General features: G+C 62.9%; 35 protein-coding genes. 1 reads left to right on the top strand and 34 read right to left on the bottom strand.

Features of this window, described 5'->3' with window-relative positions; genetic code table 11:
* Window positions 1-2 precede the first annotated feature (2 nt).
* From C4E04_RS08130 to rpsM, 6 genes are all read right to left on the bottom strand, one after another.
* Complete coding sequence (locus C4E04_RS08130) at window positions 3-479, bottom strand: GNAT family N-acetyltransferase (protein WP_109596554.1); 477 nt, start codon at window positions 477-479, stop codon at window positions 3-5.
* Window positions 476-1912: a Do family serine endopeptidase gene (locus C4E04_RS08125; RefSeq protein WP_109596552.1), complete on the bottom strand. Its 1437-nt coding sequence runs from the start codon at window positions 1910-1912 to the stop codon at window positions 476-478. The genes C4E04_RS08130 and C4E04_RS08125 overlap by 4 nt, the downstream gene beginning before the upstream one ends.
* 211 nt (window positions 1913-2123) lie before the next feature.
* Window positions 2124-2546 carry a 50S ribosomal protein L17 gene (gene rplQ, locus C4E04_RS08120; RefSeq protein ID WP_109596550.1) on the bottom strand — a complete coding sequence of 141 codons (423 nt, stop codon included), beginning with the start codon at window positions 2544-2546 and terminating at the stop codon, window positions 2124-2126.
* A 121-nt stretch (window positions 2547-2667) separates the two neighbouring features.
* Complete coding sequence (locus C4E04_RS08115) at window positions 2668-3690, bottom strand: DNA-directed RNA polymerase subunit alpha (protein ID WP_371682043.1); 1023 nt, start codon at window positions 3688-3690, stop codon at window positions 2668-2670.
* Between the two features lie 87 nt (window positions 3691-3777).
* Entirely contained in the window at window positions 3778-4167 is a 390-nt protein-coding gene (gene rpsK / locus C4E04_RS08110; protein ID WP_047186967.1) for a 30S ribosomal protein S11, read from the bottom strand.
* A gap of 79 nt (window positions 4168-4246) precedes the next feature.
* Window positions 4247-4615 carry a 30S ribosomal protein S13 gene (gene rpsM, locus C4E04_RS08105; protein ID WP_109596546.1) on the bottom strand — a complete coding sequence of 123 codons (369 nt, stop codon included), beginning with the start codon at window positions 4613-4615 and terminating at the stop codon, window positions 4247-4249.
* A gap of 382 nt (window positions 4616-4997) precedes the next feature.
* Between rpsM and C4E04_RS08100 the strand changes: the two genes are divergently transcribed.
* A complete protein-coding gene (locus C4E04_RS08100) occupies window positions 4998-5336 on the top strand; it encodes a hypothetical protein (protein ID WP_109596544.1) in 339 nt (112 codons plus the stop codon).
* Between the two features lie 22 nt (window positions 5337-5358).
* Here C4E04_RS08100 and C4E04_RS08095 read toward each other — a convergent pair whose 3' ends face one another.
* The 28 genes from C4E04_RS08095 to rpoC form a co-directional block, all read right to left on the bottom strand.
* Window positions 5359-5940, bottom strand: coding sequence for an adenylate kinase (locus tag C4E04_RS08095; protein ID WP_109596542.1), 582 nt, complete (start codon window positions 5938-5940; stop codon window positions 5359-5361).
* 51 nt (window positions 5941-5991) lie between these two features.
* Window positions 5992-7332, bottom strand: a complete 1341-nt coding sequence (gene secY, locus C4E04_RS08090) for a preprotein translocase subunit SecY (RefSeq protein WP_109596540.1) — start codon at window positions 7330-7332, stop codon at window positions 5992-5994.
* A 106-nt stretch (window positions 7333-7438) separates the two neighbouring features.
* Entirely contained in the window at window positions 7439-7912 is a 474-nt protein-coding gene (gene rplO / locus C4E04_RS08085) for a 50S ribosomal protein L15 (protein WP_109596538.1), read from the bottom strand.
* Window positions 7913-7922: 10 nt separating this feature from the next.
* Entirely contained in the window at window positions 7923-8132 is a 210-nt protein-coding gene (gene rpmD / locus C4E04_RS08080; RefSeq protein ID WP_109596535.1) for a 50S ribosomal protein L30, read from the bottom strand.
* Between the two features lie 12 nt (window positions 8133-8144).
* Window positions 8145-8711 carry a 30S ribosomal protein S5 gene (gene rpsE / locus C4E04_RS08075; protein ID WP_109596533.1) on the bottom strand — a complete coding sequence of 189 codons (567 nt, stop codon included), beginning with the start codon at window positions 8709-8711 and terminating at the stop codon, window positions 8145-8147.
* Between the two features lie 63 nt (window positions 8712-8774).
* Window positions 8775-9137: a 50S ribosomal protein L18 gene (rplR, locus tag C4E04_RS08070; RefSeq protein ID WP_109596531.1), complete on the bottom strand. Its 363-nt coding sequence runs from the start codon at window positions 9135-9137 to the stop codon at window positions 8775-8777.
* Between the two features lie 12 nt (window positions 9138-9149).
* Entirely contained in the window at window positions 9150-9683 is a 534-nt protein-coding gene (rplF, locus tag C4E04_RS08065) for a 50S ribosomal protein L6 (protein ID WP_109596529.1), read from the bottom strand.
* A 37-nt stretch (window positions 9684-9720) separates the two neighbouring features.
* Window positions 9721-10116, bottom strand: coding sequence for a 30S ribosomal protein S8 (gene rpsH, locus C4E04_RS08060; RefSeq protein WP_109596527.1), 396 nt, complete (start codon window positions 10114-10116; stop codon window positions 9721-9723).
* A 13-nt stretch (window positions 10117-10129) separates the two neighbouring features.
* A complete protein-coding gene (gene rpsN / locus C4E04_RS08055; protein ID WP_109596525.1) occupies window positions 10130-10435 on the bottom strand; it encodes a 30S ribosomal protein S14 in 306 nt (101 codons plus the stop codon).
* A 39-nt stretch (window positions 10436-10474) separates the two neighbouring features.
* Window positions 10475-11041: a 50S ribosomal protein L5 gene (gene rplE / locus C4E04_RS08050; protein ID WP_109596523.1), complete on the bottom strand. Its 567-nt coding sequence runs from the start codon at window positions 11039-11041 to the stop codon at window positions 10475-10477.
* A complete protein-coding gene (gene rplX / locus C4E04_RS08045; RefSeq protein WP_109596521.1) occupies window positions 11034-11351 on the bottom strand; it encodes a 50S ribosomal protein L24 in 318 nt (105 codons plus the stop codon). Before rplX ends, rplE begins: the two co-directional genes overlap by 8 nt.
* Window positions 11351-11719 (bottom strand): 50S ribosomal protein L14, encoded by a 369-nt coding sequence (gene rplN / locus C4E04_RS08040; RefSeq protein WP_009764309.1) that lies wholly within the window; start codon window positions 11717-11719, stop codon window positions 11351-11353. The genes rplX and rplN overlap by 1 nt, the downstream gene beginning before the upstream one ends.
* Window positions 11720-11881: 162 nt before the next feature.
* Window positions 11882-12121, bottom strand: a complete 240-nt coding sequence (gene rpsQ / locus C4E04_RS08035) for a 30S ribosomal protein S17 (protein WP_109596519.1) — start codon at window positions 12119-12121, stop codon at window positions 11882-11884.
* 11 nt (window positions 12122-12132) lie between these two features.
* Complete coding sequence (rpmC, locus tag C4E04_RS08030; RefSeq protein ID WP_109596517.1) at window positions 12133-12345, bottom strand: 50S ribosomal protein L29; 213 nt, start codon at window positions 12343-12345, stop codon at window positions 12133-12135.
* A gap of 10 nt (window positions 12346-12355) precedes the next feature.
* Complete coding sequence (gene rplP, locus C4E04_RS08025) at window positions 12356-12769, bottom strand: 50S ribosomal protein L16 (RefSeq protein ID WP_109596515.1); 414 nt, start codon at window positions 12767-12769, stop codon at window positions 12356-12358.
* Window positions 12770-12793: 24 nt separating this feature from the next.
* Window positions 12794-13498 (bottom strand): 30S ribosomal protein S3, encoded by a 705-nt coding sequence (rpsC, locus tag C4E04_RS08020; RefSeq protein WP_109596513.1) that lies wholly within the window; start codon window positions 13496-13498, stop codon window positions 12794-12796.
* 11 nt (window positions 13499-13509) lie between these two features.
* Window positions 13510-13890: a 50S ribosomal protein L22 gene (gene rplV, locus C4E04_RS08015; RefSeq protein WP_109596511.1), complete on the bottom strand. Its 381-nt coding sequence runs from the start codon at window positions 13888-13890 to the stop codon at window positions 13510-13512.
* A gap of 1 nt (window position 13891) precedes the next feature.
* Entirely contained in the window at window positions 13892-14170 is a 279-nt protein-coding gene (gene rpsS / locus C4E04_RS08010; protein ID WP_109596509.1) for a 30S ribosomal protein S19, read from the bottom strand.
* Window positions 14171-14185: 15 nt separating this feature from the next.
* A complete protein-coding gene (gene rplB, locus C4E04_RS08005) occupies window positions 14186-15022 on the bottom strand; it encodes a 50S ribosomal protein L2 (RefSeq protein ID WP_109596507.1) in 837 nt (278 codons plus the stop codon).
* Between the two features lie 20 nt (window positions 15023-15042).
* Window positions 15043-15339, bottom strand: coding sequence for a 50S ribosomal protein L23 (locus C4E04_RS08000; RefSeq protein ID WP_109596505.1), 297 nt, complete (start codon window positions 15337-15339; stop codon window positions 15043-15045).
* The gene (gene rplD / locus C4E04_RS07995) at window positions 15336-15956 is read right to left on the bottom strand and encodes a 50S ribosomal protein L4 (RefSeq protein ID WP_109596503.1); all 621 of its coding nucleotides are present in this window, start codon (window positions 15954-15956) and stop codon (window positions 15336-15338) included. Before rplD ends, C4E04_RS08000 begins: the two co-directional genes overlap by 4 nt.
* Complete coding sequence (rplC, locus tag C4E04_RS07990) at window positions 15956-16684, bottom strand: 50S ribosomal protein L3 (protein WP_109596501.1); 729 nt, start codon at window positions 16682-16684, stop codon at window positions 15956-15958. The genes rplD and rplC overlap by 1 nt, the downstream gene beginning before the upstream one ends.
* Before the next feature lie 48 nt (window positions 16685-16732).
* Window positions 16733-17041 carry a 30S ribosomal protein S10 gene (gene rpsJ / locus C4E04_RS07985; RefSeq protein ID WP_009764298.1) on the bottom strand — a complete coding sequence of 103 codons (309 nt, stop codon included), beginning with the start codon at window positions 17039-17041 and terminating at the stop codon, window positions 16733-16735.
* Between the two features lie 61 nt (window positions 17042-17102).
* Window positions 17103-18293, bottom strand: coding sequence for an elongation factor Tu (gene tuf, locus C4E04_RS07980; protein WP_109596476.1), 1191 nt, complete (start codon window positions 18291-18293; stop codon window positions 17103-17105).
* Window positions 18294-18336: 43 nt separating this feature from the next.
* Window positions 18337-20412, bottom strand: a complete 2076-nt coding sequence (gene fusA / locus C4E04_RS07975) for an elongation factor G (RefSeq protein WP_109596499.1) — start codon at window positions 20410-20412, stop codon at window positions 18337-18339.
* 26 nt (window positions 20413-20438) lie between these two features.
* Window positions 20439-20909: a 30S ribosomal protein S7 gene (rpsG, locus tag C4E04_RS07970; RefSeq protein WP_109596497.1), complete on the bottom strand. Its 471-nt coding sequence runs from the start codon at window positions 20907-20909 to the stop codon at window positions 20439-20441.
* A 34-nt stretch (window positions 20910-20943) separates the two neighbouring features.
* Window positions 20944-21315, bottom strand: coding sequence for a 30S ribosomal protein S12 (gene rpsL / locus C4E04_RS07965; protein WP_109596495.1), 372 nt, complete (start codon window positions 21313-21315; stop codon window positions 20944-20946).
* Window positions 21316-21797: 482 nt separating this feature from the next.
* Entirely contained in the window at window positions 21798-25973 is a 4176-nt protein-coding gene (rpoC, locus tag C4E04_RS07960; RefSeq protein ID WP_109596492.1) for a DNA-directed RNA polymerase subunit beta', read from the bottom strand.
* Window positions 25974-26051: the final 78 nt, after the last annotated feature.

Raw genomic sequence — 26051 nt, 5'->3', positions numbered from 1 at the left:
GTCTACGAGGCCAGGGCCTGTCCGGAATCGTCGCCATCAGCCCTGGCGTTCAGGCGCGCATAGACTTCAGGATCGACGCGCACCATGACCCGGCCGGGATCGGCCGGAGGCCCGAAGCCGAAGGGAGCATAGAGCCCATGGGCGTCCCGCGTCATCAGCATCCAACGGCGGAGGTTCTGCAGGTCCGGATAGTCCATGACCGCGCCGATCAGGGCCTTGCCGCCCCCCTGTCCGCGAACGGACGGGCAGACATAAACGTCACAGAGATACGCGAAGGTGGCCCGGTCCGTGACGACCCGCGCGAAACCGCGCAAGGCTCCCTGCCCGTCCCGGAGGGCAAAGCACAGGGAATGGGCCAGCGAACGGTCGAAGAGCTGCCGAGGCAGGCCCTTCGCCCAGTAGCTCTCCTGCCCGATCCAGCGGAAGACAGTGTCGGCCTCCGTGTCCGAAAGCTCCCCGGAAACCGTCCAGGCGCTCATCGGCCGAGTACCGTGGTGAAGACCCGCCCGCCCCTGTTGATAGTGATCTCCCAATAGCCGCCGCTGCGGCTGAAAGCGCGCTCGACCTCCCGGGTGGAAGCGATGCGCTCTCCATTAACGGCGACAATCTGGTCGCCCTTCTTGAACCCGACGCTCGCGGCCACGCTCTGCTCGTCGAGATCCGCAATGGCCACGCCGTCGTCGGACATGTCGATCTGGAGTTCTTCCGCCACCGCGGGCGAAATGTTGACGAGAGTCGCGCCGGAGAGTGGGGAGCGGGAGCGGATCCGCACTGCATCGCGGGGCGGTGTCTCAGGCGGAGGCGCAAGCCTGACCTGAACGGTTGTCTTCTTACCGTCGCGCAGGACGGACAGAGGCGCCTGGCCCTGGGTTCCCTTGAGTGTGAAACGGTAGCCGAAGGCATCGGGATTATCGACCGGCTGGCCATCCACGGCCAGGATGGCATCGCCCCGCTTCAGGCCGGCATCCGCGGCCGGGCTGCGGTCGTAGATGGACGTGATGAGCACGCCGGTCGGATGGTCGAGGCCGAGGCTCGTGGCGATTTCCCCGTCCACGGCCTGGAGCCGGGCGCCGAGCCATGGGCGCACGACGCTGCTCGCTCCACTCTTGGCCGAGTTGATGACGACCTTGACCATGCTCGAAGGAATGGCGAAGCCGATACCGATGCTGCCGCCGGAGCGGGAATAGATGGCCGTGTTGATGCCCACCAGCCGGCCGCTCATGTCGATGAGCGCACCGCCGGAATTGCCTGGATTGATGGCCGCATCGGTCTGGATGAAGAACTGGTAGTCGGAAATGCCGACCTGCGTGCGGGCCAGGGCGGACACGATGCCCTGGGTGACGGTCTGACCGACACCGAAGGGATTGCCGACCGCGAGCACGAGATCGCCAACCTGCAGGGCCTCCGAATCGCCAAGCTCGATCACATTGAGGTTAGAAGCCCCTTTCAGCTTCAGGACGGCAAGGTCGATGCGCGGATCGCGAAGGACAATGTCGGCCTCGAATTCCCGCCTGTCGGCCAGGGCGACCTTCACGTCATTCATGTTCTCGATCACATGATTGTTCGTGATCACCAGACCGGTCGCATCGACGATAACGCCGGATCCGAGCGAACTCTGGGAGCGCCCCGGCGGCATGCTGGGTGCGCTTTCGCCGAAGAAGCGCCGGAAGAACTCCTCCATGGCGGCGTTCTGCCGTCGGTCCGAGCGGGTCGCATAGACGTTCACCACGGCTCCGGCCGTTTCGCGCACAACCGGCGCGAAGGAGAGCTGGATCTGTGCCTGGTTCGCCGGCAGCGCGCGGGTTTGGGCCTGTGGGGCCTGCGCCTGGACTTGCCCCATGGGGAGCACGGCTGCCGTGAGGGCGGCAAAGAGCAAAGCGGCGAACGTACGGCTGAAGAGGAGGGAACGCATGGGACGAATCCGTTCAGGGGGTGAACCTTGATAGAACCTGGGGGCGAAAGAGCCAAATTCCAGCACCACGCGACGTCCGGTTTCGCACAGCCTGAAGATCACCCCGGAAATGGATTCCCCCTTTTCGTGCCTCAAGGGCCGCCAAGCTATTCCGGTAAAGAAAAAGGCGGCCCTGAGGACCGCCTTTTCCGAAACCTTACTGTCGAGAAGCTTACTCGGCTGCCTCGACGATCTCTTCCTTCTGGCTCGGGCCCGAATCCTGGCCGCGCGCATCAACGTCGCGGTCCACGAACTCGATCACGGCCATCGGGGCGTTGTCGCCGAAGCGGAAGCCGGCCTTGAGGACGCGGGTATAGCCGCCCTGGCGGTCCTGGTAGCGCGGGCCGAGAACAGCGAAGAGCTTCTTCACCATATCCTCGTCGCGAAGCTGGGCCGCAGCCTGACGGCGGGCGTGCAGGTCGCCGCGCTTGCCGAGGGTGATGAGCTTCTCGACCACCGGACGCAGGTCCTTTGCCTTCGGCAGGGTAGTGACGATCTGCTCGTGCTTGATCAGCGCAGCTGCCATATTGGCGAACATGGCCTTACGATGCTCGGCCGAGCGGTTGAACCGGCGGCCGCGAAATCCGTGACGCATGGCTTTCTCCTTGATTTTCCGGCCGCCGTGCCAAGGAACGACCGTCTCTCTTCTTCAATCCGCCTTTGCGGCGGGGCAGGAAAAAGGGCCGCCGCGCGAGACGGCAGGCCCTTTCAAAAGCTTAGTAATGCTCTTCGAAGCGCTTGGCGAGATCTTCGATGTTCTCCGGCGGCCAACCCGGCACGTCCATGCCGAGGTGCAGGCCCATGGAGGCCAGAACTTCCTTGATCTCGTTGAGCGACTTGCGGCCGAAGTTCGGGGTGCGGAGCATTTCCGCCTCGGACTTCTGGATGAGGTCGCCGATATAGACGATGTTGTCGTTCTTCAGGCAGTTTGCCGAACGGACCGACAGCTCGAGCTCGTCCACCTTCTTAAGCAGCGCAGGGTTGAACGGCAGCTGCGGCGCAGTGGTCGCAGCCTCCTCCTTGCGGGGCTCTTCAAAGTTGACGAAGACCTGGAGCTGGTCCTGGAGAATGCGGGCCGCATAGGCCACCGCGTCCTCCGGCGACACGGCGCCGTTGGTCTCGACCGTCATGATGAGCTTGTCGTAGTCGAGAATCTGGCCCTCACGGGTGTTCTCGATCCGGTAGGAGACCTTCTTCACCGGGCTGTAGAGCGAATCGACCGGGATGAGGCCGATCGGGGCGTCCTCGGCGCGGTTGCGCTCGGCCGGAACGTAGCCCTTGCCGGTATCGACCGTGAACTCCATGCGGATCTCGGCGCCCTCGTCGAGGGTGCAGAGCACCAGCTCGGGGTTCAGGATCTGCACGTCGCCGACCGTGTTGATGTCGCCCGCCGTGACGAGGCCGGGGCCCGTCTTGCGCAGGGTCATGCGCTTCGGTCCCTCGCCCTGCATCTTGATGGCGATGGTCTTCACGTTGAGCACGATATCCGTCACGTCCTCGCGGACGCCCGGGATGGACGAGAACTCATGCAGCACACCGTCGATATGGATCGACGTCACGGCCGCGCCCTGGAGGGACGACAGCAGCACGCGGCGCAGGGAGTTACCGAGGGTCGTACCGAAGCCGCGCTCGAGCGGCTCGGCCACGATCGTCGCGATGCGCTTCGGATCGTCGCCGGGAGAGACCTCGAGCTTGTTGGGCTTAATCAGCTCTTGCCAGTTCTTTTGGATCACAACCACACCTCTTGCAGGTACGGCTTGAAGGGCGGGACGGACCCACCCTTGAAACCGAAGCGCGCGTGGGCCGAACCCACGCGCCGGACGACCTTAGACGCGACGACGCTTGCGCGGACGGCAGCCGTTGTGCGGGATCGGCGTCACGTCGCGGATCGACGTGACCGTGAAGCCAGCCGACTGGAGAGCGCGCAGGGCCGACTCACGGCCGGAGCCGGGACCGGACACCTCGACCTCGAGGGTGCGCATGCCATGCTCGGAAGCCTTGCGGGCAGCATCCTCGGCGGCGACCTGAGCAGCGTAAGGAGTCGACTTCCGCGAGCCCTTGAAACCCATCGCGCCAGCGGACGACCAGGAGATCGTGTTGCCCTGAGCGTCCGTGATGGTGATCATCGTGTTGTTGAACGAGGCGTTCACATGAGCGACGCCGGACACGATGTTCTTGCGTTCGCGACGGCGGACGCGGGTAGCTTCTTTAGCCATACTTCAAATCCTTCAAACGCGCCCGTGATGCCAGGCGCTCGGGAGAAATGCTGCCTCGTGGAGGCGGCAACCTGGGAAATTACTTCTTCTTGCCGGCGATCGGCTTCGACTTACCCTTGCGGGTGCGCGCATTGGTATGCGTGCGCTGACCGCGAACCGGGAGCGAGCGGCGATGACGCAGGCCGCGATAGGCGCCGAGATCCATCAGGCGCTTGATGTTCATGGACACTTCGCGACGAAGGTCGCCTTCCACGATATAGTCGCGGTCGATGGCCTCACGGATCTGGAGCACCTCGGCGTCGGTGAGCTGGTTCACGCGGCGCTCGGCCGGGATGTTCACCTTCTCGACGATTTCCTGGGCCTTCTTGGCCCCGATGCCGTGGATATACTGAAGCGCGATCACGACGCGCTTGTTGGTCGGAATGTTGACGCCTGCAATACGGGCCATCGTCCATCTCCATGTGGCGAAGCTTGACGCTTCGGTGGTGTTATCGCGCGTCCGGTGGAGGCCGGCCCTTGCGCGGATGATAAGAACACGACAATACGGAGCGGCTCCATACGAAACCCTCCATATCGCGCCTTCTTTTGCGAGAAGCGGTTGCCTAGCGCATTGGGGAAGGTGCGTCAAGGGATTTAAGCGAAAATTCATCAATGGCGGCAAGGAGGCCGCGAGGGCGACGTTCTGCTTTTGTCTTGACTCACAACAGGCCGCTGCAATGCTGCATCATGACCATCCAGTCACTGAAACTCTGTCCGCCAATCTACATACACTTAAGACGAAACAGCCCACACTAGCCCCGACAGGTAGCGTTTACCTTAAGAGAGGCGCCATGCTCATCGCAGACCGCATGCTCCAATACACGACAAATGGCGGGGTACACCTGCAGGTCTCTGTGCAGCTATTCGCACCTGAGCACACCGGACAAGACTGGCGATGCCGCTACGTGATTGGCTGGCCAAACGGAAAGGAAGAGAGTGGCGCCCATGGCGTCGACGCCATGCAGGCGCTGATCCTGACCCTCCAGATGATCGGAGCCCGCCTCTATTTCAGCGACTACCATAAGACCGGAAGGCTCTATTTCGAGACGCCCGGCTCCGGATACGGTTTTCCTGTCCCGAAAAATGCGCGCGATCTTCTTATCGGTGACGACGCGCGCTTTGACGGATGAAGGAGCGCACGCGCCCCTGCCCTCACCGGCCAAGGATGCCTTTGACGACTTCGGTGACCTCGTCGATCGGCCTCATGCCGTCGACGGTCTTGAGCTGGCCCTTGTCGGCATAATAGGCCGAAAGCGGGGCCGTCTGGATCCGGTAGGCTTCAAGACGGGTCTTGAACACGTCCGGATTGTCGTCCTTGCGGACCGGCTCGCCGCGGGCCTCGGTTTCCTTGGCGCGCTTCACGATACGCTCGACGAGTTCGCCCTCGTTGACTTTGAACTCGATGACGGCATCGAGCTTGAGGCCCTTTTCGCGCAACATGGCGTCAAAGGCCTCGGCTTGGGCGACGGTGCGGGGAAACCCGTCCAGGATGAAGCCGTTCCTGGCATCCGGTTCCTCGATCCGGTCGGCAATGATGCCGACAACCACGTCGTCGGAGACCAGGTCGCCACGGTCCATGATTTCCTTGGCCTTGAGGCCGACCGGGGTTCCGGCGGCAACGGCCGCCCGGAGCATGTCGCCGGTGGAGAGCTGGGGAATTCCCAAACGCTCCACCATGCGAACGGCCTGAGTGCCTTTTCCGGCGCCCGGCGGCCCCAGCAGAATAATTCTCATCGACGTCCCCCTGACCTCGTCGACAGCCCCGCCGTTCGGCGGGGCGACAGCTTAGCGCCGTCTGGCGCCCTTGAGCTTGGCCTTCTTCACGAGCCCCTCATACTGATGGGCGAGCAGGTAGCCATGGACCTGGGCCACCGTATCCATCGTAACCGAGACGACGATCAGGAGCGAAGTTCCGCCGAAATAGAACGGCAGCGCCGCATACGAGACCAGAAGCTCAGGAATCAGACAGATGATGACAAGATAAGCTGCACCGAGAACCGTGATGCGTGTCAATACCTGATCGATGAACTCAGCCGTCCGCTCGCCCGGCCGGATGCCCGGGATGAAGCCGCCGTGCTTCTTGAGGTTGTCGGCCGTCTCCTGCGGATTGAACACGATGGCCGTGTAGAAGAACGCGAAGAACGCGATCAGGGCCGCATAGAGGAACATATAGGCCGGGCGCCCATGGCCGAGATAGGCCGTCAGCGTGGCAATGAAGCCCGTGCCGTCCCCTCCCGCGCTCTGGAAGCTCGCAATGGTAGCGGGCAGGAGCAGCAGCGACGAGGCGAAGATCGGCGGAATGACGCCCGAGGTGTTGAGCTTGAGAGGCAGGAACGAGGTCTGGCCCTCATACATCCGATTGCCGACCTGGCGCTTCGGATAGTTGATCAGAAGGCGACGCTGGGCGCGCTCCATGAACACGACGAAATAGATGATCGCCACGGCCATTACGACAACGCCGAGGATGACCACGGTCGAGATTGCGCCCTGACGGCCGAGCTCGAGGGTCCCGGCGATGGCATGCGGAAGGTTGGCCACGATGCCGGCGAAGATGATGAGCGAGGTGCCGTTGCCGATGCCGCGCGAGGTGATCTGCTCACCGAGCCACATCAGGAACATCGTGCCGCCGGTCAGCGTGATCACGGTCGAGATGAGGAAGAACGGCCCGGGGGCGCTGACGATGCTTCCGGAGCTCTGCAGGCCGACGGCGATACCCCAGGACTGGAACACAGCCAGGAACACCGTGAGGTAGCGCGTATACTGGTTGAGGATCTTGCGGCCCGCCTCCCCTTCCTTCTTGAGCGCCTCAAGAGAAGGTAGAACCGAGGTCAGCAGCTGGACGATAATCGAAGCCGAAATATACGGCATGATGTTCAGGGCGAAAATCGCCATGCGCTCTACGGCGCCGCCCGAGAACATGTTGAAGAGGCCGAGAACACCGCCGCTGGCGCTCTGGAAGCTCTGCCGCAGCGCTTCCGGGTTGATGCCGGGAAGCGGGATATAGGTGCCGAGCCGATAGATCAGCAGCGCACCGAGGGTGAACCAAATGCGCTTCTTCAATTCATCGGCTTTGGCAATCGCACCGAAATTGATGTTGGCCGCAAGTTGCTCGGCTGCTGACGCCATGGGTCTCGTCCTTGACTAACTGGATACGTGATCATCGTCACGCAAACGGCGGCCTCACGATCAGACGCGGGCCGCCGCTTGGATCTTTATCGATGTAAGCCTTGGCTTACGCCTCTGCAACAGCACTCAGCAGAGTCACCGAGCCGCCGGCCTTCTCGATCGCCTCGACGGCCGACTTGGAAGCGCCAGCCACCTGGAACGACAGCTTGGCCTTCAGTTCGCCCTGGCCCAGGATCTTCACGCCGTCGCGGGGCTTGGCGATGACGCCGGCCGCGAGAAGGCTGTCGAGGGTGATCGGGGCGCTCTGATCGAGCTTGCCGGCCTCCACGGCCTGCTGAATGCGGCCGAGATTGACCTCGTTGAGATCACGAGCGTTCGGGTTGTTGAAGCCACGCTTCGGCAGACGCCGATGCAGGGGCATCTGACCACCCTCGAAGCCCTTGATGGCGACGCCGCTACGGGACGTCTGCCCCTTCACGCCGCGGCCGCCGGTCTTGCCCTTGCCGGAACCGATGCCACGTCCAACGCGCATACGGTTCTTCGAGGCGCCTTCGTTGTCACGAATTTCGTTGAGTTTCATGACGCTCTCCTCACTGCCCGTCGACAACGCGCACGAGGTGCTTGACCTTCTCGATCATGCCGCGCACCGCGGGGGTGTCGACAAGCGTCGAGGTCCGATGAAGCTTGTTGAGCTTCAGGCCGATCAGCGTCTGGCGCTGCTTGGCCTCGCGACGGATCGGAGATCCGATCTGCTCAACGGTGATGGTTTTCGCCGTCTCGGCGGAAGGCTTCTTCGCCATGGATCAGCCTCCTTACGCTTCGGCGCCGACATCGGCGTCGGACGTATCGCGGCGGCGGGCCTGCAGCGTCGAGACCTTGAGGCCCCGGCGAGCGGCAACCGAACGCGGGCTGTCCTCGTTCTTCAGCGCGTCGAAGGTCGCACGAACGAGGTTGTACGGGTTCGAGGAGCCAAGCGACTTCGCCACCACGTCCTGCATGCCGACCGTCTCGAAAACGGCGCGCATCGGACCGCCGGCGATGATGCCGGTACCCTGGGGAGCAGCGCGGAGCACGACCTTGCCGGCGCCGTGACGGCCCTTGACGTCGTGATGCAGCGTGCGGCCCTCACGAAGCGCAACGCGGATCATCGAACGCTTTGCAGCATCGGTCGCCTTGCGGATCGCCTCAGGCACCTCGCGGGCCTTGCCGTGACCAAAGCCGACACGACCCTTCTGGTCGCCGACCACAACCAGGGCAGCGAAGCCGAAGCGACGGCCGCCCTTCACGACTTTCGCGACGCGGTTGATGTGGACAAGCCGGTCGACGAATTCGCTGTCGCGCTCTTCGCGATCAGCACGTTCTCTAGGTTCTCTCGCCATGAGACCTCTCACTTGCGCGGGCGGCGGGCCCGCTCGCTAAGGGTGTTTCGAAATACCCGCCGTTTAGAAATCAAGTCCGCCTTCACGGGCGGCGTCGGCCAGGGCCTTGACGCGACCGTGATAGAGGTAGCCGCCACGGTCGAAGACGACGTCCTTGACGCCGGCCTTCGTCGCGCGCTCGGCCACGAGCTTGCCGATTTCCTTCGCCGCCTCGACGGTGGCGCCGGTCTTCAGCTTGCCGCGCAGGTCCTTCTCGAGGGTCGAAGCCGACGCCACGGTCACGCCGCGCTCGTCATCGATAACCTGGGCATAGATCTGCTTCGACGAACGGAAGACCGACAAACGCGGGCGACCATTCGCTGCCTTACGGATCGCACGGCGTACCCGAGCCTTGCGGCGATCTTCGGCGCCTTTCTTCTCAGCCATGATACGTCGTCCTTACTTCTTCTTGCCTTCCTTGCGGAAGATGAACTCGTCGGCATACTTGACGCCCTTGCCCTTGTAGGGCTCCGGACCGCGATACTCGCGGATCTCGGCGGCGGTCTGGCCGACCTTCTGCTTGTCGATGCCGGCGACGACTACTTCGGTCGGCTTCGGCGTCGTGATCGTGACACCGGCCGGGATCTCGTAGTCGATGTCGTGGCTGTAGCCGAGGGAGAGCTTCAGCACCTTGCCAGCAACGGCGGCGCGATAGCCGACGCCGTTGATCTCAAGACGCTTCTCGAAACCCTTCGACACACCCTCGACCAGGTTCGCAACCTGGGACCGGGACATGCCCCACTTGGAACGGGCAATCTTGGACTCGTCGCGCGGATTGACCGACACGGCGCCGTCTTCAAGAGCCACCGACACTTCTTCGGGGACCAGGAACGAAAGCTCGCCCTTGGAACCCTTCACCTTCACCGTCTGACCGTCGACGGTCGCCGTCACGCCGGACGGGATCTGGACGGGCTTCTTGCCTACTCGAGACATTCTGTAATCTCCGTGGTTCTGTGCATCCGCTCGGGTCCTAGAAGACCTTGCAGAGCACTTCGCCGCCCACGTTCTTCTCACGGGCCTCGTGATCGGCCATCACGCCTTGGGGCGTCGAGAGAATGGTGATGCCGAGGCCGTCAGCCACGCGGGGCATGGTGTCGACGGAGGCATAGACGCGGCGGCCCGGCTTGGAGACGCGCTCGATCGAGCGGATCACCGGCTGGCCATCGTAGTACTTCAGCTCGATGGAGAACTCCGTCCGGCCGTTGCCGAACTCGGTCTGCGAATAATCGCGGATGTAGCCTTCGCTCTTGAGCACGTCGAGAACGCGGGCACGAAGCTTCGAGCCAGGGGTGGAAACGTTGCCGCGACGACGCATCTGCGCGTTACGGATACGGGTGAGCATATCGCCCAACGGATCGTTGATCATATGATGCCCTCCCTTACCAGCTGGACTTCACGAGGCCCGGAATCAGGCCGTTGGAGCCGAGCTCGCGCAGCGCGATACGGGACATGCCGAGCTTGCGGTAGTAAGCCCGCGGACGGCCCGTCACCTCGCAACGATTGCGGATGCGGGTCGGGTTCGCATTGCGGGGCAGCTCAGCGAGCTTGAGGCGCGCTTCGAAGCGCTCCTCCATGGACTTCGACTCGTCGTTAGCGGTCGCCAGGAGGCGAGCCCGCTTGCCCGCGAACTTCTTCACGAGCGCACGACGGTGCTTGTTCTTCTCAATAGCGCTTTTCTTAGCCATTCGATTTTCTCCAGTGTCCGCGTTTGAGGACGTTGATCCTCACTGCCGGAACGGGAAGTTGAAGTGACGCAGCAGGGCGCGGGCTTCATCGTCCGTCTTCGCCGAAGTGGCGATGATGATGTCCATGCCCCAAACCTGCTCGACCTTGTCGTAGTTGATCTCAGGGAACACCAGGTGCTCCTTGATTCCGAGGGCGTAGTTGCCGCGGCCGTCGAACGAGCGCGGGTTCAGGCCGCGGAAGTCGCGAACGCGGGGAAGAGCCACGGTCACGAGGCGATCCATGAACTCGTACATGCGAGCCTTGCGGAGCGTCACCTTCGCGCCGATGGGCATGCCTTCGCGCACCTTGAACTGCGAGATCGCCTTACGGGCCTTCGTGATCACCGGCTTCTGGCCGGCGATGAGCGCAAGATCCCCAGCGGCCACGGTAGCCTTCTTGGAATCGGCCGTCGACTCGCCGACGCCCATGTTCAGAACGATCTTCTCGATCTTCGGAACTTCCATCGGGTTCTTGTAGCCGAACTCTTCAATGAGCTTCGGACGCACTACTTCCTCGTAGTGCTGCCGCAGACGCGGCGTGTAGCCGTCAACCTGTGCCTTAGCCATCGATCAGCTCTCCCGAACGCTTGGCGATACGGACCTTGCGGCCGTCCTCGAGAATCTTGAACCCAACCCGGGTCGGCTTGCCGTCCTTCGGGTCTGCGTAAGCCAGGTTCGACAGATGCAGAGGCGCCTCTTTGGTGATGATGCCACCTTCCTGAGAGGCGGTCTGGCGCTGGTGACGCTTCACCAGGTTCACGCCACGGACGAGCGCACGCTCCTCCTTCGGCATGACCTGAACGACTTCGCCGGTCTTGCCCTTGTCGCGACCGGTCAGGACGACGACCTTATCGCCCTTCTTGATCTTCGCGGCCATTAGAGCACCTCCGGCGCCAGCGAAATGATTTTCATGTGGTTCTTCGCACGCAGTTCACGCGGAACCGGGCCGAAGATACGAGTGCCCACAGGCTCTTTCTGATTGTTGATCAGAACCGCGGCGTTCCGGTCGAACCGAATCACGGACCCGTCGGCGCGACGGATGTCCTTAGCCGTGCGAACGACGACCGCCTTCATGACGTCGCCCTTCTTCACGCGCCCACGCGGAATGGCTTCTTTGACCGAGACGACGATGATGTCGCCAACGGAAGCATACTTACGCTTAGAACCACCGAGAACCTTGATGCACATCACGCGACGCGCGCCCGAATTGTCGGCGACGTCAAGATTCGTCTGCATCTGGATCATGGCTTTGATCCTTTCCTTTGTTTCAGACAGGTTTCCGGGCCAAGGCACGATTGCCTTCCCGGACTACGCCTGATGGGGATCTGACGTCCCCTGCCCTTCATGTCGAGAAAGGCGGCCGTATACACGAACCGCCCCTGCAAGACAAGTCCCAATCGATTGCCCTTAGGCCTTCGGCTGGTCCACGAGCACCCAGGTCTTGAGTTTGGAGAGCGGCTTGGACTCCTCGATGAAGACCGTATCGCCCACCTTGGCCGCATTATTCTCGTCATGAGCATGGTAGTTCTTCGTCTTACGCACGGTCTTCTTCATGACCGGGTGCGTGAAACGGCGTTCCACCTTCACGACGACCGTCTTGTCCTGCTTATCGCTGACAACGACGCCCTGCAAAACGCGCTTCGGCATCCTGTTTCCCCTTAAGCCTTCGCCGGCGCCGGCTTCTGGCGCTGCAGCGTCTTGACGCGGGCGATGTCCCTGCGGACCTCACGAACGCGTCCGGTGTTCTCGAGCTGCCCCGTCGCGCGCTGGAACCGAAGGTTGAACTGCTCCTTCTTGAGGTTGAGCAGTTCGTCCGACAGCTGATCCGTCGACATGGCCTTGAGGTCGGAGGCTCTCTGCTTCGACTTCATGATGTCCTCCTTACTCCGCGATTCGCTGAATGAAGCGCGTCTTGATCGGGAGCTTCGCCGCGCCGAGGCGGAGCGCCTCGCGGGCGGTCTCCTCGTTCACGCCGTCGATCTCGAACATGATACGGCCAGGCTTCACCCGGGCTGCCCAATACTCGGGAGCGCCCTTACCCTTACCCATACGTACTTCGGTCGGCTTGGTCGACACCGGCACGTCCGGGAAGACGCGGATCCACACGCGGCCCACGCGCTTCATGGCGCGGGTGATCGCACGGCGAGCCGCCTCGATCTGCCGGGCGTTGACGCGCTCCGGCTCCATCGCCTTCAGGCCGAACTGGCCGAAGTTGAGGTCCGTACCGCCCTTCGCAGCGCCGGAGATGCGGCCCTTGAATTGCTTACGGAATTTCGTCTTCTTCGGTTGCAACATGGCAAACCTCTCCTGGCCTCTCGGTTACGCCGCCTGCTCGCGGCGACCGCCCGAACGGCCCCCTTCGTCGTTCATGCGCTTGTCCTGCGCCATCGGGTCATGTTCAAGGATCTCGCCCTTGAAAATCCAGACCTTGATGCCGCACGTGCCGTAGGTCGTGAAGGCGGTCGACGTTCCGTAATCGACATCCGCACGCAGGGTGTGGAGCGGAACGCGGCCCTCGCGGTACCATTCGAGACGAGCGATTTCGGCGCCGCCGAGACGGCCCGAGCAGTTGATGCGGATGCCCTCGGCGCCCAGACGCATCGCCGACTGAACGGCGCGCTTCATGGCGCGGCGGAACGCGACGCGACGCTCAAGCTGCTGAGCGATCGAGTCGGCGACCAGGGTCGCATCGACTTCCGGCTTACGGACTTCGACGATGTTGATCGCCACGTCCGCGTCCGTCATCTTGGACACGAGCTTGCGCAGCTTCTCAATGTCGGCGCCCTTCTTGCCGATCACCACGCCCGGACGGCCCGAGTGAATGGTGACGCGGCACTTCTTGTGCGGGCGCTCGATCACGATCTTCGAAACGGCGGCCTGCTTGAGCTGCTTCATGAGAGCATCGCGGATGGCGATGTCCTCATGCATCAGCTTGGCGTACTCGCCCTTGCCGGCGAACCAGCGCGAGTCCCAGGTCCGGTTGATGCCGAGCCGAAGACCAATCGGGTTAACTTTCTGACCCATCTGGTTCTCCTTTACGCCTGTTCGGCGACTTCCCGAACCACGATCGTGAGGTTCGAGAACGGCTTCATGATACGGGCGCCCCGGCCACGGGCCCGAGCGTGGAAGCGCTTCATGACAAGCGCCTTGCCGACGAAAGCCTGGCTCACGACGAGATCGTCCACATCGAGGTTGTGGTTGTTCTCGGCGTTGGCGATGGCGCTCTCGAGGCACTTCCTGACGTCCCGAGCGATCCGCTTACGCGAGAACTCGAGATCGGCGAGAGCCGTGGAAACCTTCTTGCCGCGGATAAGGGCCGCAACAAGATTGAGCTTCTGGGGGCTGACGCGCAGCATACGAGCGACGGCTTGCGCCTCGTTGTCGCTCAGCGCGCGAGGAGTCGCGGCCTTACCCATCTTACTTCCTCTTCGCCTTCTTGTCCGCCGCGTGGCCGTGGAAGGTGCGGGTCGGCGAGAACTCGCCGAACTTGTGACCCACCATTTCCTCGCTCACGTAGACGGGAATGTGCTTCTGTCCGTTGTAGACCCCGAAAGTGAGGCCCACGAACTGCGGGAGGATCGTGGAGCGGCGGCTCCAGATCTTGATGACCTCGCTGCGGCCCGACCCACGGGCAGCCTCGGCCTTCTTGAGGAGGTAGCCGTCGACGAACGGACCCTTCCAAAGCGAACGTGCCATGACGTGCCTCTGTCCTTACTTCTTCCGTGCGTGGCGGCTCGACACGATGAACTTATCGGTCCGCTTGTTCGAACGGGTTTTCTTGCCCTTGGTCGGAATGCCCCACGGCGTCACCGGATGGCGGCCGCCCGAGGTGCGACCCTCACCACCACCGTGCGGGTGGTCGATCGGGTTCATGGAGACACCGCGGTTATGCGGGCGCTTGCCCAGCCAACGATTCCGACCCGCCTTACCGACCGAGGTGTTCATGTGGTCGGGGTTGGACACGGCGCCGACGCTGGCGAAGCAGAGGCCATGGACCATGCGCTGCTCGCCCGAATTGAGGCGAACCGTCACGTAGCCCTGGTCGCGACCCACGATCTGAGCATAGGTGCCAGCGGAGCGGGCAATGGCGCCACCGCGGCCGATCTTCAGCTCGATGTTGTGGATGATCGTTCCAACCGGCATGTTGCCGATCGGCATCGCGTTGCCCGGCTTAATGTCGACCTGCTCGCCAGCCGACACCTGATCGCCGACAGCCAGACGCTGCGGGGCCAGGATGTAGGACAGCTCGCCGTCGGCGTAGCGGATCAGGGCGATGAAGGCGGTGCGGTTCGGATCGTACTCAATCCGCTCCACGGTCGCCACGTCACCCATGCGCCCGCGGCGCTTGAAGTCGACATTGCGCAGGGTCCGCTTGTGTCCACCGCCACGGAAGCGGACGGTCACACGACCCAGATTGTTGCGGCCGCCGGAGGACGACTTGCCCTCCGTCAGCGTCTTGACCGGCTTGCCCTTATAGAGCTCGCTGCGGTCCACGATCACCAGCTGGCGCAGGCCGGGGGTGATTGGTTTGAAGGTCTTCAAAGCCATCGGATCACTCTCTCGTCCGATCAGAGGCCCGTCGTGACGTCGATGGTTTGGCCCTCTTCGAGGGTCACAACCGCCTTCTTCACGTCCGACCGCTGGCCGCGGGTGCCGCGGAACATCTTCACCTTGCCCTTGGTGACGAGCGTGTTGACGCTCTTCACCTTGACATCGAACAGCTTCTCAACCGCTTCCTTGATCTGCGGCTTCGTCGCATCCGGCTTCACCTTGAAGACGACCTTGTTCTGATCGGACAGGGTCGTGGCCTTCTCGGTGATGACCGGGCTTACGATCACATCGTAATGGCGCGGGTCCAGGCTCATTTGAAGCGCGCCTCCAGCGCATCGACAGCCGCCTTCGTGAGAACGAGCTTCTCGCGACGGAGAATGTCATAGACGTTGATGCCCTGCACCGGCAGGACGTCGATGTTCGGGATGTTGCGCGCAGCCCGCTGGAAGTTCGCCTCGATCTCGGCACCGCCGATGATCAGGGCGTTCGCGAGCCCGAGCTTGCCGAACCGCTCCACCAGAGCCTTCGTCTTGGCCTCGGACAGCTGCACGTCATCGACGACGATGAGCGAAGCGTCCTTGGCCTTGGTCGAGAGCGCATGCTTCAGAGCAAGAGCACGAACCTTCTTGGGCAGGTCGTGCGCATGGCCGCGGACCTGCGGGCCGAAGGCGCGACCGCCGCCCCGGAACTGGGGAGCGCTTGCGGCGCCGTGGCGGGCGTTACCGGTGCCCTTCTGCTTATAGACCTTCTTGGTCGTGCGATCGATGTCCGAACGGTTCTTCACGGCGTGCGTGCCGGCCTGGCGCTTTGCAAGCTGCCAACGGACGCAACGGGCGAGAAGATCGGCGCGCGGATCGAGACCGAAGATGGCCTCGTCCAGATCGACCGAGCCGGCCTTTTTGCCATCGAGCGTGGTGACGTCGAGTTTCATCACGCATTCTCCTCTTGGGCCTGGTCAGCCTGAGCGGCCGGCGCGGCGTCGTTCGCCGCACGGAACTTGCCGGGCATCGGCACGTCGTTCGGCAGCTTCCGCTTCACCGCGTCGCGGATGAAGATCCAGCCGCCGGCAACGCCGGGAACGGCGCCTTCGACAAGGATCAGACCGCGCTCGGGATCGGTCGAGACGACACGCAGGTTCTGCGTGGTCACGCGCTCGACACCGAGGTGACCGGGCATCTTCTTGTTCTTGAACGTCCGACCCGGATCCTGGCGGCCACCGGTCGAACCGATCGAACGGTGGGAGATCGACACGCCGTGAGTGGCGCGCAGACCGCCGAAGTTCCAGCGCTTCATGCCGCCCGCGAAGCCCTTACCCGTCGTCGTGCCCGTGACATCCACGAACTGACCGGCGACGAAGTGGTCGGCGGTGATCTCGGCGCCGACCGGGATGAGAGCATCCTCGGAGACGCGGAACTCCGCGAGCTTGCGCTTCGGCTCGACCTTGGCGACGGAGAACCGTCCGCGCTCAGCCTTCGAAACGTTCTTCACCTTGGCCTTGCCGACGCCGACCTGCAGCGCGGTGTAGCCGTTCTTATCCATGGTCCGATGGGCGACCACTTGACACTGGTCGACCTTCAAAACCGTCACCGGGACATGCTCACCCGCATCCGTGAAGACGCGTGTCATCCCGACCTTCTGTGCAATGACGCCTGAGCGCATGTGCGTATCCTCTCGGCGTGTCCTACCGAAAGCTCCAAGCCAAACGGCTTAGAGCTTGATCTCCACGTCCACGCCCGCGGCGAGGTCGAGCTTCATCAGCGCGTCCACCGTCTGGGGAGTGGGGTCCACGATATCGAGAACACGCTTGTGAGTGCGCATCTCGAACTGCTCGCGCGACTTCTTGTCGATGTGCGGCGAGCGAAGCACCGTAAAGCGCTCAATGCGCGTCGGCAGCGGGATGGGCCCGCGCACCTGAGCGCCGGTCCGCTTCGCGGTCGACACGATTTCGCGTGTCGAAGCGTCGAGGATCCGATGGTCGAACGCCTTAAGGCGAATACGGATGTTCTGACCGTTCATGGGTTGACCTCTACAAGGGAGAGGACCGGCCTAAACCGGCCCGCTCCTTTGATCCTCTAAATTAATCCATGACCTGAGCGACGACGCCGGCACCGACGGTGCGGCCGCCTTCACGGATCGCAAAGCGCAGCTTCTCCTCCATGGCGATCGGCGCAATCAGCTCGACCTCCATGGCGATGTTGTCGCCCGGCATCACCATCTCGGTGCCCTCAGGCAGCTTCACCACGCCCGTCACGTCCGTCGTCCGGAAGTAGAACTGCGGACGGTAGTTCGTGAAGAACGGCGTATGACGGCCACCCTCTTCCTTCGTCAGGATGTAGGCCTCGGCCTTGAACTTCGTGTGCGGCTTGATCGAGCCGGGCTTGCACAGCACCTGGCCGCGCTCCACGTCCTCGCGCTTCGTGCCGCGCAGAAGAACGCCCACGTTGTCGCCCGCCTGACCCTGGTCGAGCAGCTTGCGGAACATCTCAACGCCCGTCACGGTCGTCTTCACCGTCGCCTTCAGGCCAACGATCTCGACTTCCTCGCCGACCTTGACGATCCCGCGCTCAACGCGGCCCGTCACCACCGTGCCGCGACCCGAGATCGAGAACACGTCTTCGATCGGCATCAGGAACGGCTGGTCAATCGGACGCTCCGGCTGCGGAATGTAGCGGTCAACCTCGGCCATCAGCTTGAGAACCGCATCGCGGCCGATCTCAGGCGAACGGTCTTCCAGCGCGCACAAAGCCGAACCCTTGACGATCGGAATGTCGTCGCCCGGGAAGTCGTACTTCGACAGAAGCTCGCGCACCTCAAGCTCGACCAGCTCGAGAAGCTCCGGATCGTCGACCATGTCGACCTTGTTCATGAACACCACCAGCGCCGGAACGCCGACCTGGCGGGCGAGCAGGATGTGCTCGCGGGTCTGCGGCATCGGGCCGTCGGCCGACGACACCACCAGAATCGCGCCGTCCATCTGCGCCGCACCCGTGATCATGTTCTTCACGTAGTCGGCGTGGCCGGGGCAGTCCACGTGCGCATAGTGACGGTTGGCCGTCTCGTATTCCACGTGAGACGTCGAGATCGTGATCCCGCGCGCCTTCTCTTCCGGAGCCTTGTCGATCTGGTCGTAGGCCGTAAACGTCGCCCCGCCAGCCTCGGCAAGAACCTTCGTGATCGCCGCCGTCAGAGACGTCTTGCCGTGGTCAACGTGCCCAATCGTCCCAATGTTGCAGTGCGGCTTCGTCCGCTCAAACTTTTCCTTCGCCATCGTGGCACCCGTTCCTTAAATCGTCAGTTATTGTTCAATGGGTTCAGGCGTACTTCGCCTGAACCTCGGCAGCCACGTTCGACGGCACCTGTTCATAGTGGTCGAACTGCATGGTGTAGCTCGCACGCCCCTGGCTCATGCCGCGCAGGGTGTTGACGTAGCCGAACATGTTGGCGAGCGGGACCATCGCGTTGATGACCACGGCATTGCCGCGCATGTCCTGGCCCTGGATCTGGCCACGCCGGGAGTTCAGGTCACCGATCACGGAACCGGTGTAATCCTCAGGCGTGGTGACCTCGACCTTCATCACCGGCTCGAGCAGCACCGAGGCGCCCTTTTGCAGGGCCTCGCGGAGAGCCGCACGGGAGGCGATTTCGAAGGCCAGGGCCGACGAGTCGACTTCGTGGAACGCGCCGTCGATCAGCTCGACCTTGATGTCGACCACCGGGAAGCCGGCGACGACGCCGGCACCGATGACGGACTGAAGGCCCTTTTCGACGCCCGGGATGTATTCCTTCGGAACCGCACCACCGACGATCTTCGACTCGAAGGCGAAACCGGCACCCGTCTCGTTCGGCTGAACGACGAGCTTCACGCGGGCGAACTGGCCCGTGCCGCCGGTCTGCTTCTTGTGGGTGTAGTCCACCTCGGTCTTCTTGGTCATCGTCTCGCGATAGGCCACCTGCGGAGCGCCCACATTCGCGTCGACCTTGTAGGTACGGCGCAGGATGTCGACCTTAATGTCCAGGTGCAGCTCGCCCATGCCCTTCAGGATGGTCTGGCCGGATTCCTGATCCGTCGAGACGCGGAAGGACGGGTCCTCAGCCGCAAGCTTCGCGAGAGCGAGGCCCAGCTTCTCCTGGTCGCCCTTCGACTTCGGCTCGATGGCGATCTCGATGACGGGCTCAGGGAACTCCATCTTCTCGAGGATCACGGCCTTGGCCGGGTCGCAGAGGGTGTCGCCGGTGCGGGTATCCTTAAGGCCCGCGAGAGCGACGATGTCGCCCGCATAGGCTTCCTTAACGTCCTCACGGTTGTTCGCATGCATGAGCAGCATGCGACCGACGCGCTCCTTCTTGTCGCGAGTCGAGTTCAGGAGAGTCTCACCGGCGGTGACCTTGCCTGAATAGACGCGGCAGAAGGTGATGGTGCCGACGAAGGGGTCGTCCATGATCTTGAAGGCGAGCATGGAGAAGGCTTCGTCGTCCGTCGGACGGCGGATGATCTCTTCCTCGGTCTTGAAGTCGATGCCCTGGATCGCCTCACGATCGGCCGGGGACGGCAGGAAGTCGACGACCGCGTCGAGAAGCGGCTGAACGCCCTTGTTCTTGAACGCCGAACCGCAGAGCACGGGATGGAACGCGCGACGCTGGACGGCCGTGCGGATCAGGCGGCGCAGGGTCGCCTCGTCGGGCTCCTGGCCCTCGAGGTACGCGACCATCGCGTCGTCGTCCATCTCGACCGCAGCCTCAACGAGCTTGCCGCGATACTCGACAGCCTGGTCCTGCAGGTCAGCCGGGATCTCGACTTCGTCGAACTTCGCGCCGAGCGACTCGCCGGACCAGATCAGAGCCTTCATCTTGATGAGGTCGATCACGCCCTGGAAGTCGCTCTCCGCGCCGATCGGCAGCTGGAGGCAGACCGGCTTGCCGGCCACGCGCTTCACGATGTCCTCGACGCACTTAAAGAAGTTCGCGCCCGTCTTGTCCATCTTGTTGACGAACACGACGCGCGGAACGTCGTACTTGTCAGCCTGACGCCAGACGGTCTCGGTCTGAGGCTCGACACCCTGGTTGCCGTCGAGAACGCACACAGCACCGTCGAGAACACGCAGCGACCGCTCGACCTCGATGGTGAAGTCCACGTGGCCGGGAGTGTCGATGATGTTCAGGCGCTTGCCATTCCAGAAGCAGGTGGTGGCAGCGGACGTGATCGTGATGCCACGCTCTTGCTCCTGCTCCATCCAATCCATGGTGGCAGAGCCTTCATGGGTCTCACCGATCTTGTGCGACTTACCGGTGTAGTAAAGGATACGCTCGGTCGTGGTCGTCTTGCCGGCATCGATGTGGGCCATGATGCCGAAGTTACGGTAGTCCTCAATTGCATGCGTGCGGGGCATCGCTGAAGCTCCTCAAGGTCCAACCGTTACCAGCGATAGTGCGAGAAGGCGCGGTTGGCCTCGGCCATCCGGTGCGTGTCTTCGCGCTTCTTCACTGCGTTGCCGCGGTTGTTCGACGCATCGAGCAACTCGGCGGACAGACGGTCGACCATGGTCTTGTCGTTACGGCCGCGAGCGGCCTGGATGATCCAGCGGATCGCAAGCGCCTGACGGCGCTCCGAGCGGACCTCGACCGGCACCTGATAGGTGGCGCCGCCGACACGGCGGGAACGCACCTCGATGGCCGGGGAAACATTGTCGAGCGCCTGCTTGAACACCTCGAGGGGGTTCGACTTCGTGCGGCTCTCGATGATGTCGAACGCACCGTAGACGATGCTTTCGGCGGCGGACTTCTTGCCGTCGTACATGATGGAATTCATGAACTTCGTGACGACCACGTCCCCGAACTTCGGATCCGGGATGATCTCACGCTTTTCGGCGCTGTGGCGGCGGGACATGAGCTAGCTCCGACCTCAATAACAGTTGGACGGCTTACTTGGGCCGCTTCGCGCCGTACTTCGAACGACGCTGCTTACGATTCTTCACGCCCTGGGTGTCGAGGACACCGCGGAGGATGTGATAGCGAACACCCGGGAGGTCCTTCACGCGGCCGCCGCGGATCATGACCACGGAGTGCTCCTGAAGGTTGTGCCCCTCGCCCGGGATATAACCGATGACTTCATAGCCATTGGTAAGGCGAACCTTGGCGACCTTACGGAGAGCCGAGTTCGGCTTCTTCGGGGTCGTCGTGTAAACGCGCGTGCACACGCCCCGCTTTTGCGGGCAGGCCTCAAGCGCGGGAACCTTATTCCGGCTCTTTTGCGCCGTCCGCGGCTTGCGGATCAGCTGACTGATCGTTGGCATTCTCTGCCCTCTTTCACCCACCACCACCCGGTGGCTTTGCGTGTCTTCAACAGGTGGACGCTGCGACGCAACGCCCCACAAGCCAATGGCTTGCACAAAACGAAGCCGCGCCATAGGCGGCTTTGAGCCCTTGGCGCGGTGCAATTGCAGAGGACCACGGCTAGGCCGCGATCGTGCCCCAAATCTGACGTTTGTCAGTCAAGGTTGAACTCGGCAGCGTTTAGATCGATTGGGTCGGAGCGTGTCGCCCTGACAGTCAAGATCTACGGCCTGCCGGAAAGTTCGGTCTCTCTAGCGTCCGAGTCGGAAAAAGTCAACTCTTTTCCCGATTTCGCCGGCTGACCAGGCTTCCCTCGCGGAAGTTGGACTCTCCACCGGGTAAATTCAACCCGTAGGTGCAGCCCTTCAGGACTGCAGTCCTGTCCTGGCCTAAACGATGAGAGCCGCCCGTAGGCGGCTCCCGATTCTCGAATCCGCCTGCCCTATTCGGCAGCGGGCGGCAACTCGTTGACCGCAGCTTGGGATTCGGCTCGCTTCTGCTGAAGGATGAGCTCGTCCCGGTGCTGGGCGACGGCCTTGACCTGGGCGTTCAGGGCGCCCGTGCCGGCCGGAATGAGGCTGCCGACGATCACGTTCTCCTTGAGGCCCTCGAGGGTATCGACCTTGCCATTGACCGCCGCCTCCGTGAGGACGCGGGTGGTCTCCTGGAAGGACGCCGCCGAGATGAAGGAGCGGGTCTGGAGCGAAGCCTTGGTAATGCCGAGCAGAACCGGCACGCCGGCGGCGGGCTTCTTCTTCTCGGCCTCGAGGCGCTCGTTGGCCTCCTCGAGTTCCAGACGATCGACCTGCTCACCCGTGAGGAAGTCGGAATCCCCGCTGTCGGTGATTTCGACCTTCTGCAGCATCTGACGAACGATTACCTCGATGTGCTTATCGTTGATGAGCACGCCCTGGAGGCGATAGACCTCCTGGATCTCGTTGACGAGATAAGCCGCCAGCTCCTCGACGCCCTTAATGGCCAGGATGTCGTGCGGAGCCGGGTTTCCGTCGACGATGAAGTCGCCGAGTTCCACCACGTCCCCATCCTGCAGGTGGATGTGCTTGCCCTTGGGGATCAAGTATTCCACCGGCTCGGAGCCATCGTGCGGGGTCAGCGTCAGGCGACGCTTGTTCTTGTAGTCGCGGCCGAACTGAATCGTACCGGACTTCTCCGCAATGATGGCCGCATCCTTCGGACGACGGGCCTCGAACAGCTCCGCCACGCGCGGCAGACCGCCGGTGATGTCGCGGGTCTTGGCGCTCTCGGTCGAGACACGGGCGAGCACGTCGCCGGCCTTGACCTTCGAGCCCGGATCCATCGCGAGGATCGCGTCGACCGGGAGCAGGTAGCGGGCGTCGCCGCCACGCGGCAGCTTGGCAACCTTGCCGCCCTTGCCCTCGATGATGACCGCCGGACGCAGGTCCGCCGTGCGCGGCGAGCCGCGCCAGTCGATGACGACGCGCTTCGCGATGCCGGTGGACTCGTCCATGGTCTCGATCATCGAGCCGCCGTCGACGAGGTCCTCATAGCCCACCACGCCCTCGATCTCGGTGAGGATCGGGCGGGTATAGGGATCCCATTCGGCGATGCGCTGGCCGCGCTTGATCGTGTCGCCCTCGTCCACCTTCAGGCGGGAGCCGTATTGCAGGCGATGGGCTGCCCGCTCGCTGCCGTCCGCCCCATAGATGACGACGGACACGTTGCGGCCCATGACCACCAGGTCGCCGTCCGAGTTCCGCGCAATGTTCTTGTTGCGGAAGCCGATCGTGCCCTCGAAGCTCGACTCGATGAAGGACGAGTCGGCAATCTGGGCCGCACCGCCGATGTGGAAGGTGCGCATGGTGAGCTGAGTGCCCGGCTCGCCGATGGACTGTGCCGCGATGACGCCGACAGCCTCGCCGTGGTTGACCGGCGTACCGCGGGCCAGGTCGCGACCGTAGCAGGTGGCGCAGACGCCGTTCTTCGACTCGCAGACGAGCACGGAACGGATCTTTACCTCCTGGATGCCGGCAGCGCCGATGGCCTCCAGATGCGCCTCCTCGATCATCGTCCCCTTCGGAACGATGATGGAGCCGTCGGCAGCCACCAGATCCTCGGCCGTCGAGCGGCCCAGGATGCGGGAGGCCAGCGATGCGACCACCTGGCCGGCATCGATGATGGCCCGCATGCGGATGCCGCGCTCGGTGCCGCAATCGGTCTCGCGGATGACCGCGTCCTGCGCCACATCCACGAGACGGCGGGTCAGGTAACCCGAGTTCGCAGTCTTGAGCGCAGTGTCGGCCAGGCCCTTACGGGCACCGTGGGTCGAGTTGAAGTACTCGAGCACGTCCAGGCCTTCCTTGAAGTTCGAGATAATCGGCGTCTCGATGATCTCGCCCGACGGCTTGGCCATGAGGCCGCGCATAGCCGCGAGCTGCTTCATCTGGGCCGGCGAACCACGGGCACCGGAATGCGACATCATGTAGATGGAGTTCACCGGCTTATCGCGGCCGTTGTCGTCCTTCTGCACGGCCGAGATACGCGCCATCATCTCGCCAGCAAGGCGATCCGAGCATTTCGCCCAGGCATCGACGACCTTGTTGTACTTCTCACCCTGGGTGATGAGGCCGTCCTGGTACTGCTGCTCGTAGTCCTTTGCGAGGGCACGGGTCTCCTCGACGATCTGCCACTTGTTCTCCGGGATCACCATGTCGTCCTTGCCGAACGAAATGCCGGCCTTGAACGCGTTGTAGAACCCGAGGGCCATGATGCGATCGCAGAAGATCACCGACTCCTTCTGACCGCAGTGCCGGTACACGGCATCGATCATGTTGGAGATTTCCTTCTTCGTCATGAGCTTGTTCACGACGTCGAAGGGCAGGTTGGGATGCTTCGGCAGAACGCGCGAGAGCATGACGCGACCGGCGGTCGTTTCATAGATCTTGCTGACCGGCTCGCCATTCTCGCCAATCCCCTCCCAGCGGTAGCGGATCTTCGAGTGGAGCGTGATGACCTTCTCGTGCAGGGCGTGCTCGATCTCGCCCATATCCGCAAAGGCCTTGCCCTGGCCGGGCTCGCCGTCGGAGACGATCGAGAGGTAGTACAGGCCCAGAACGATGTCCTGCGACGGCACGATGATCGGCTGGCCGTTGGCCGGGTGCAGGATGTTGTTCGTGGACATCATCAGCACGCGGGCTTCGAGCTGCGCCTCGAGCGAGAGCGGCACGTGGACAGCCATCTGGTCGCCGTCGAAGTCCGCGTTGAACGCGGCGCAGACGAGCGGGTGCAGCTGGATCGCCTTGCCCTCGATCAGGGTGGGTTCGAAGGCCTGGATGCCGAGACGGTGCAGGGTCGGAGCGCGGTTCAGGAGAACCGGGTGCTCGCGGATGACCTCGTCCAGGATGTCCCAGACCTCGGGCTTTTCCTTCTCGACAAGCTTCTTCGCCTGTTTGACGGTGGCCGAGAGGCCGCGAGCGTCGAGCTTGGCGTAGATGAACGGCTTGAAGAGCTCGAGCGCCATCTTCTTGGGCAGGCCGCACTGATGGAGCTTCAGCTCCGGACCGACCACGATGACCGAGCGGCCCGAATAGTCCACGCGCTTGCCGAGCAGGTTCTGGCGGAACCGGCCCTGCTTGCCCTTGAGCATGTCGGCGAGGGACTTGAGCGGACGCTTGTTGGCACCCGTGATGACGCGGCCACGACGGCCGTTGTCGAACAGGGCGTCGACGGCCTCCTGGAGCATGCGCTTCTCGTTGCGGACGATGATGTCCGGCGCACGCAGCTCCATGAGGCGCTTCAGGCGGTTGTTACGGTTGATGACGCGGCGATAGAGATCGTTCAGGTCCGACGTCGCGAAGCGGCCGCCATCGAGCGGAACGAGCGGACGCAGATCCGGCGGGATCACCGGAACAACCGTCAGGATCATCCATTCGGGCTTATTGCCGGACTGGAGGAACGCCTCGATGATCTTGAGGCGCTTCATCAGCTTCTTCGGCTTCAGCTCCGACGTGGTGACCGCAATCTCCTCGCGGATGTCGATCGCGATCTTCTCCAGGTCGAGTTCCTGGAGGATGCGGCGGATGGCTTCCGCGCCGATCATGGCCGTGAAGGAATCCTCGCCATACTCGTCCTGAGCGCGGAGGTACTCCTCCTCGGTCAGAAGCTGGCGGTCCTTCAGGGGGGTCAGGCCGGCATCGACGACGATGTAGGATTCGAAATAGAGAATCCGCTCCAGATCCTTCAGGGTCATGTCGAGCAGCAGACCGATGCGGCTCGGCAGGGACTTGAGGAACCAGATATGCGCCACGGGAGCGGCGAGCTCGATGTGACCCATGCGGTCGCGCCGAACGCGGGCGAGAGTCACCTCGACGCCGCACTTCTCGCAGATCACGCCCTTGTACTTCATGCGCTTGTACTTGCCGCACAAGCACTCGTAGTCCTTGATCGGGCCGAAGATGCGCGCGCAGAACAAGCCGTCGCGCTCCGGCTTGAACGTGCGGTAGTTGATGGTCTCCGGCTTCTTGATCTCGCCGTATGACCAGGACAGAATCTTCTCAGGGCTCGCGATCGAGATCTTGATCTGATCGAAGCTCTGCGGCTGCGCCGTTTGGTTGAAAAGATTCATGACCTCTTGATTCATCGCCGTCTCCTAAAACCTCGAAGGCGTCATGACCGGCTCGGCCGGTCATCTTGGTCTGAAAGGGCTCACCCTTTCGGA

It is taken from the genome of Microvirga sp. 17 mud 1-3 (assembly GCF_003151255.1).
Classification (GTDB): domain Bacteria; phylum Pseudomonadota; class Alphaproteobacteria; order Rhizobiales; family Beijerinckiaceae; genus Microvirga.
Note: the sequence above shows the minus strand (reverse complement) of the source record. Positions and strands in the feature narration are given on the sequence as shown.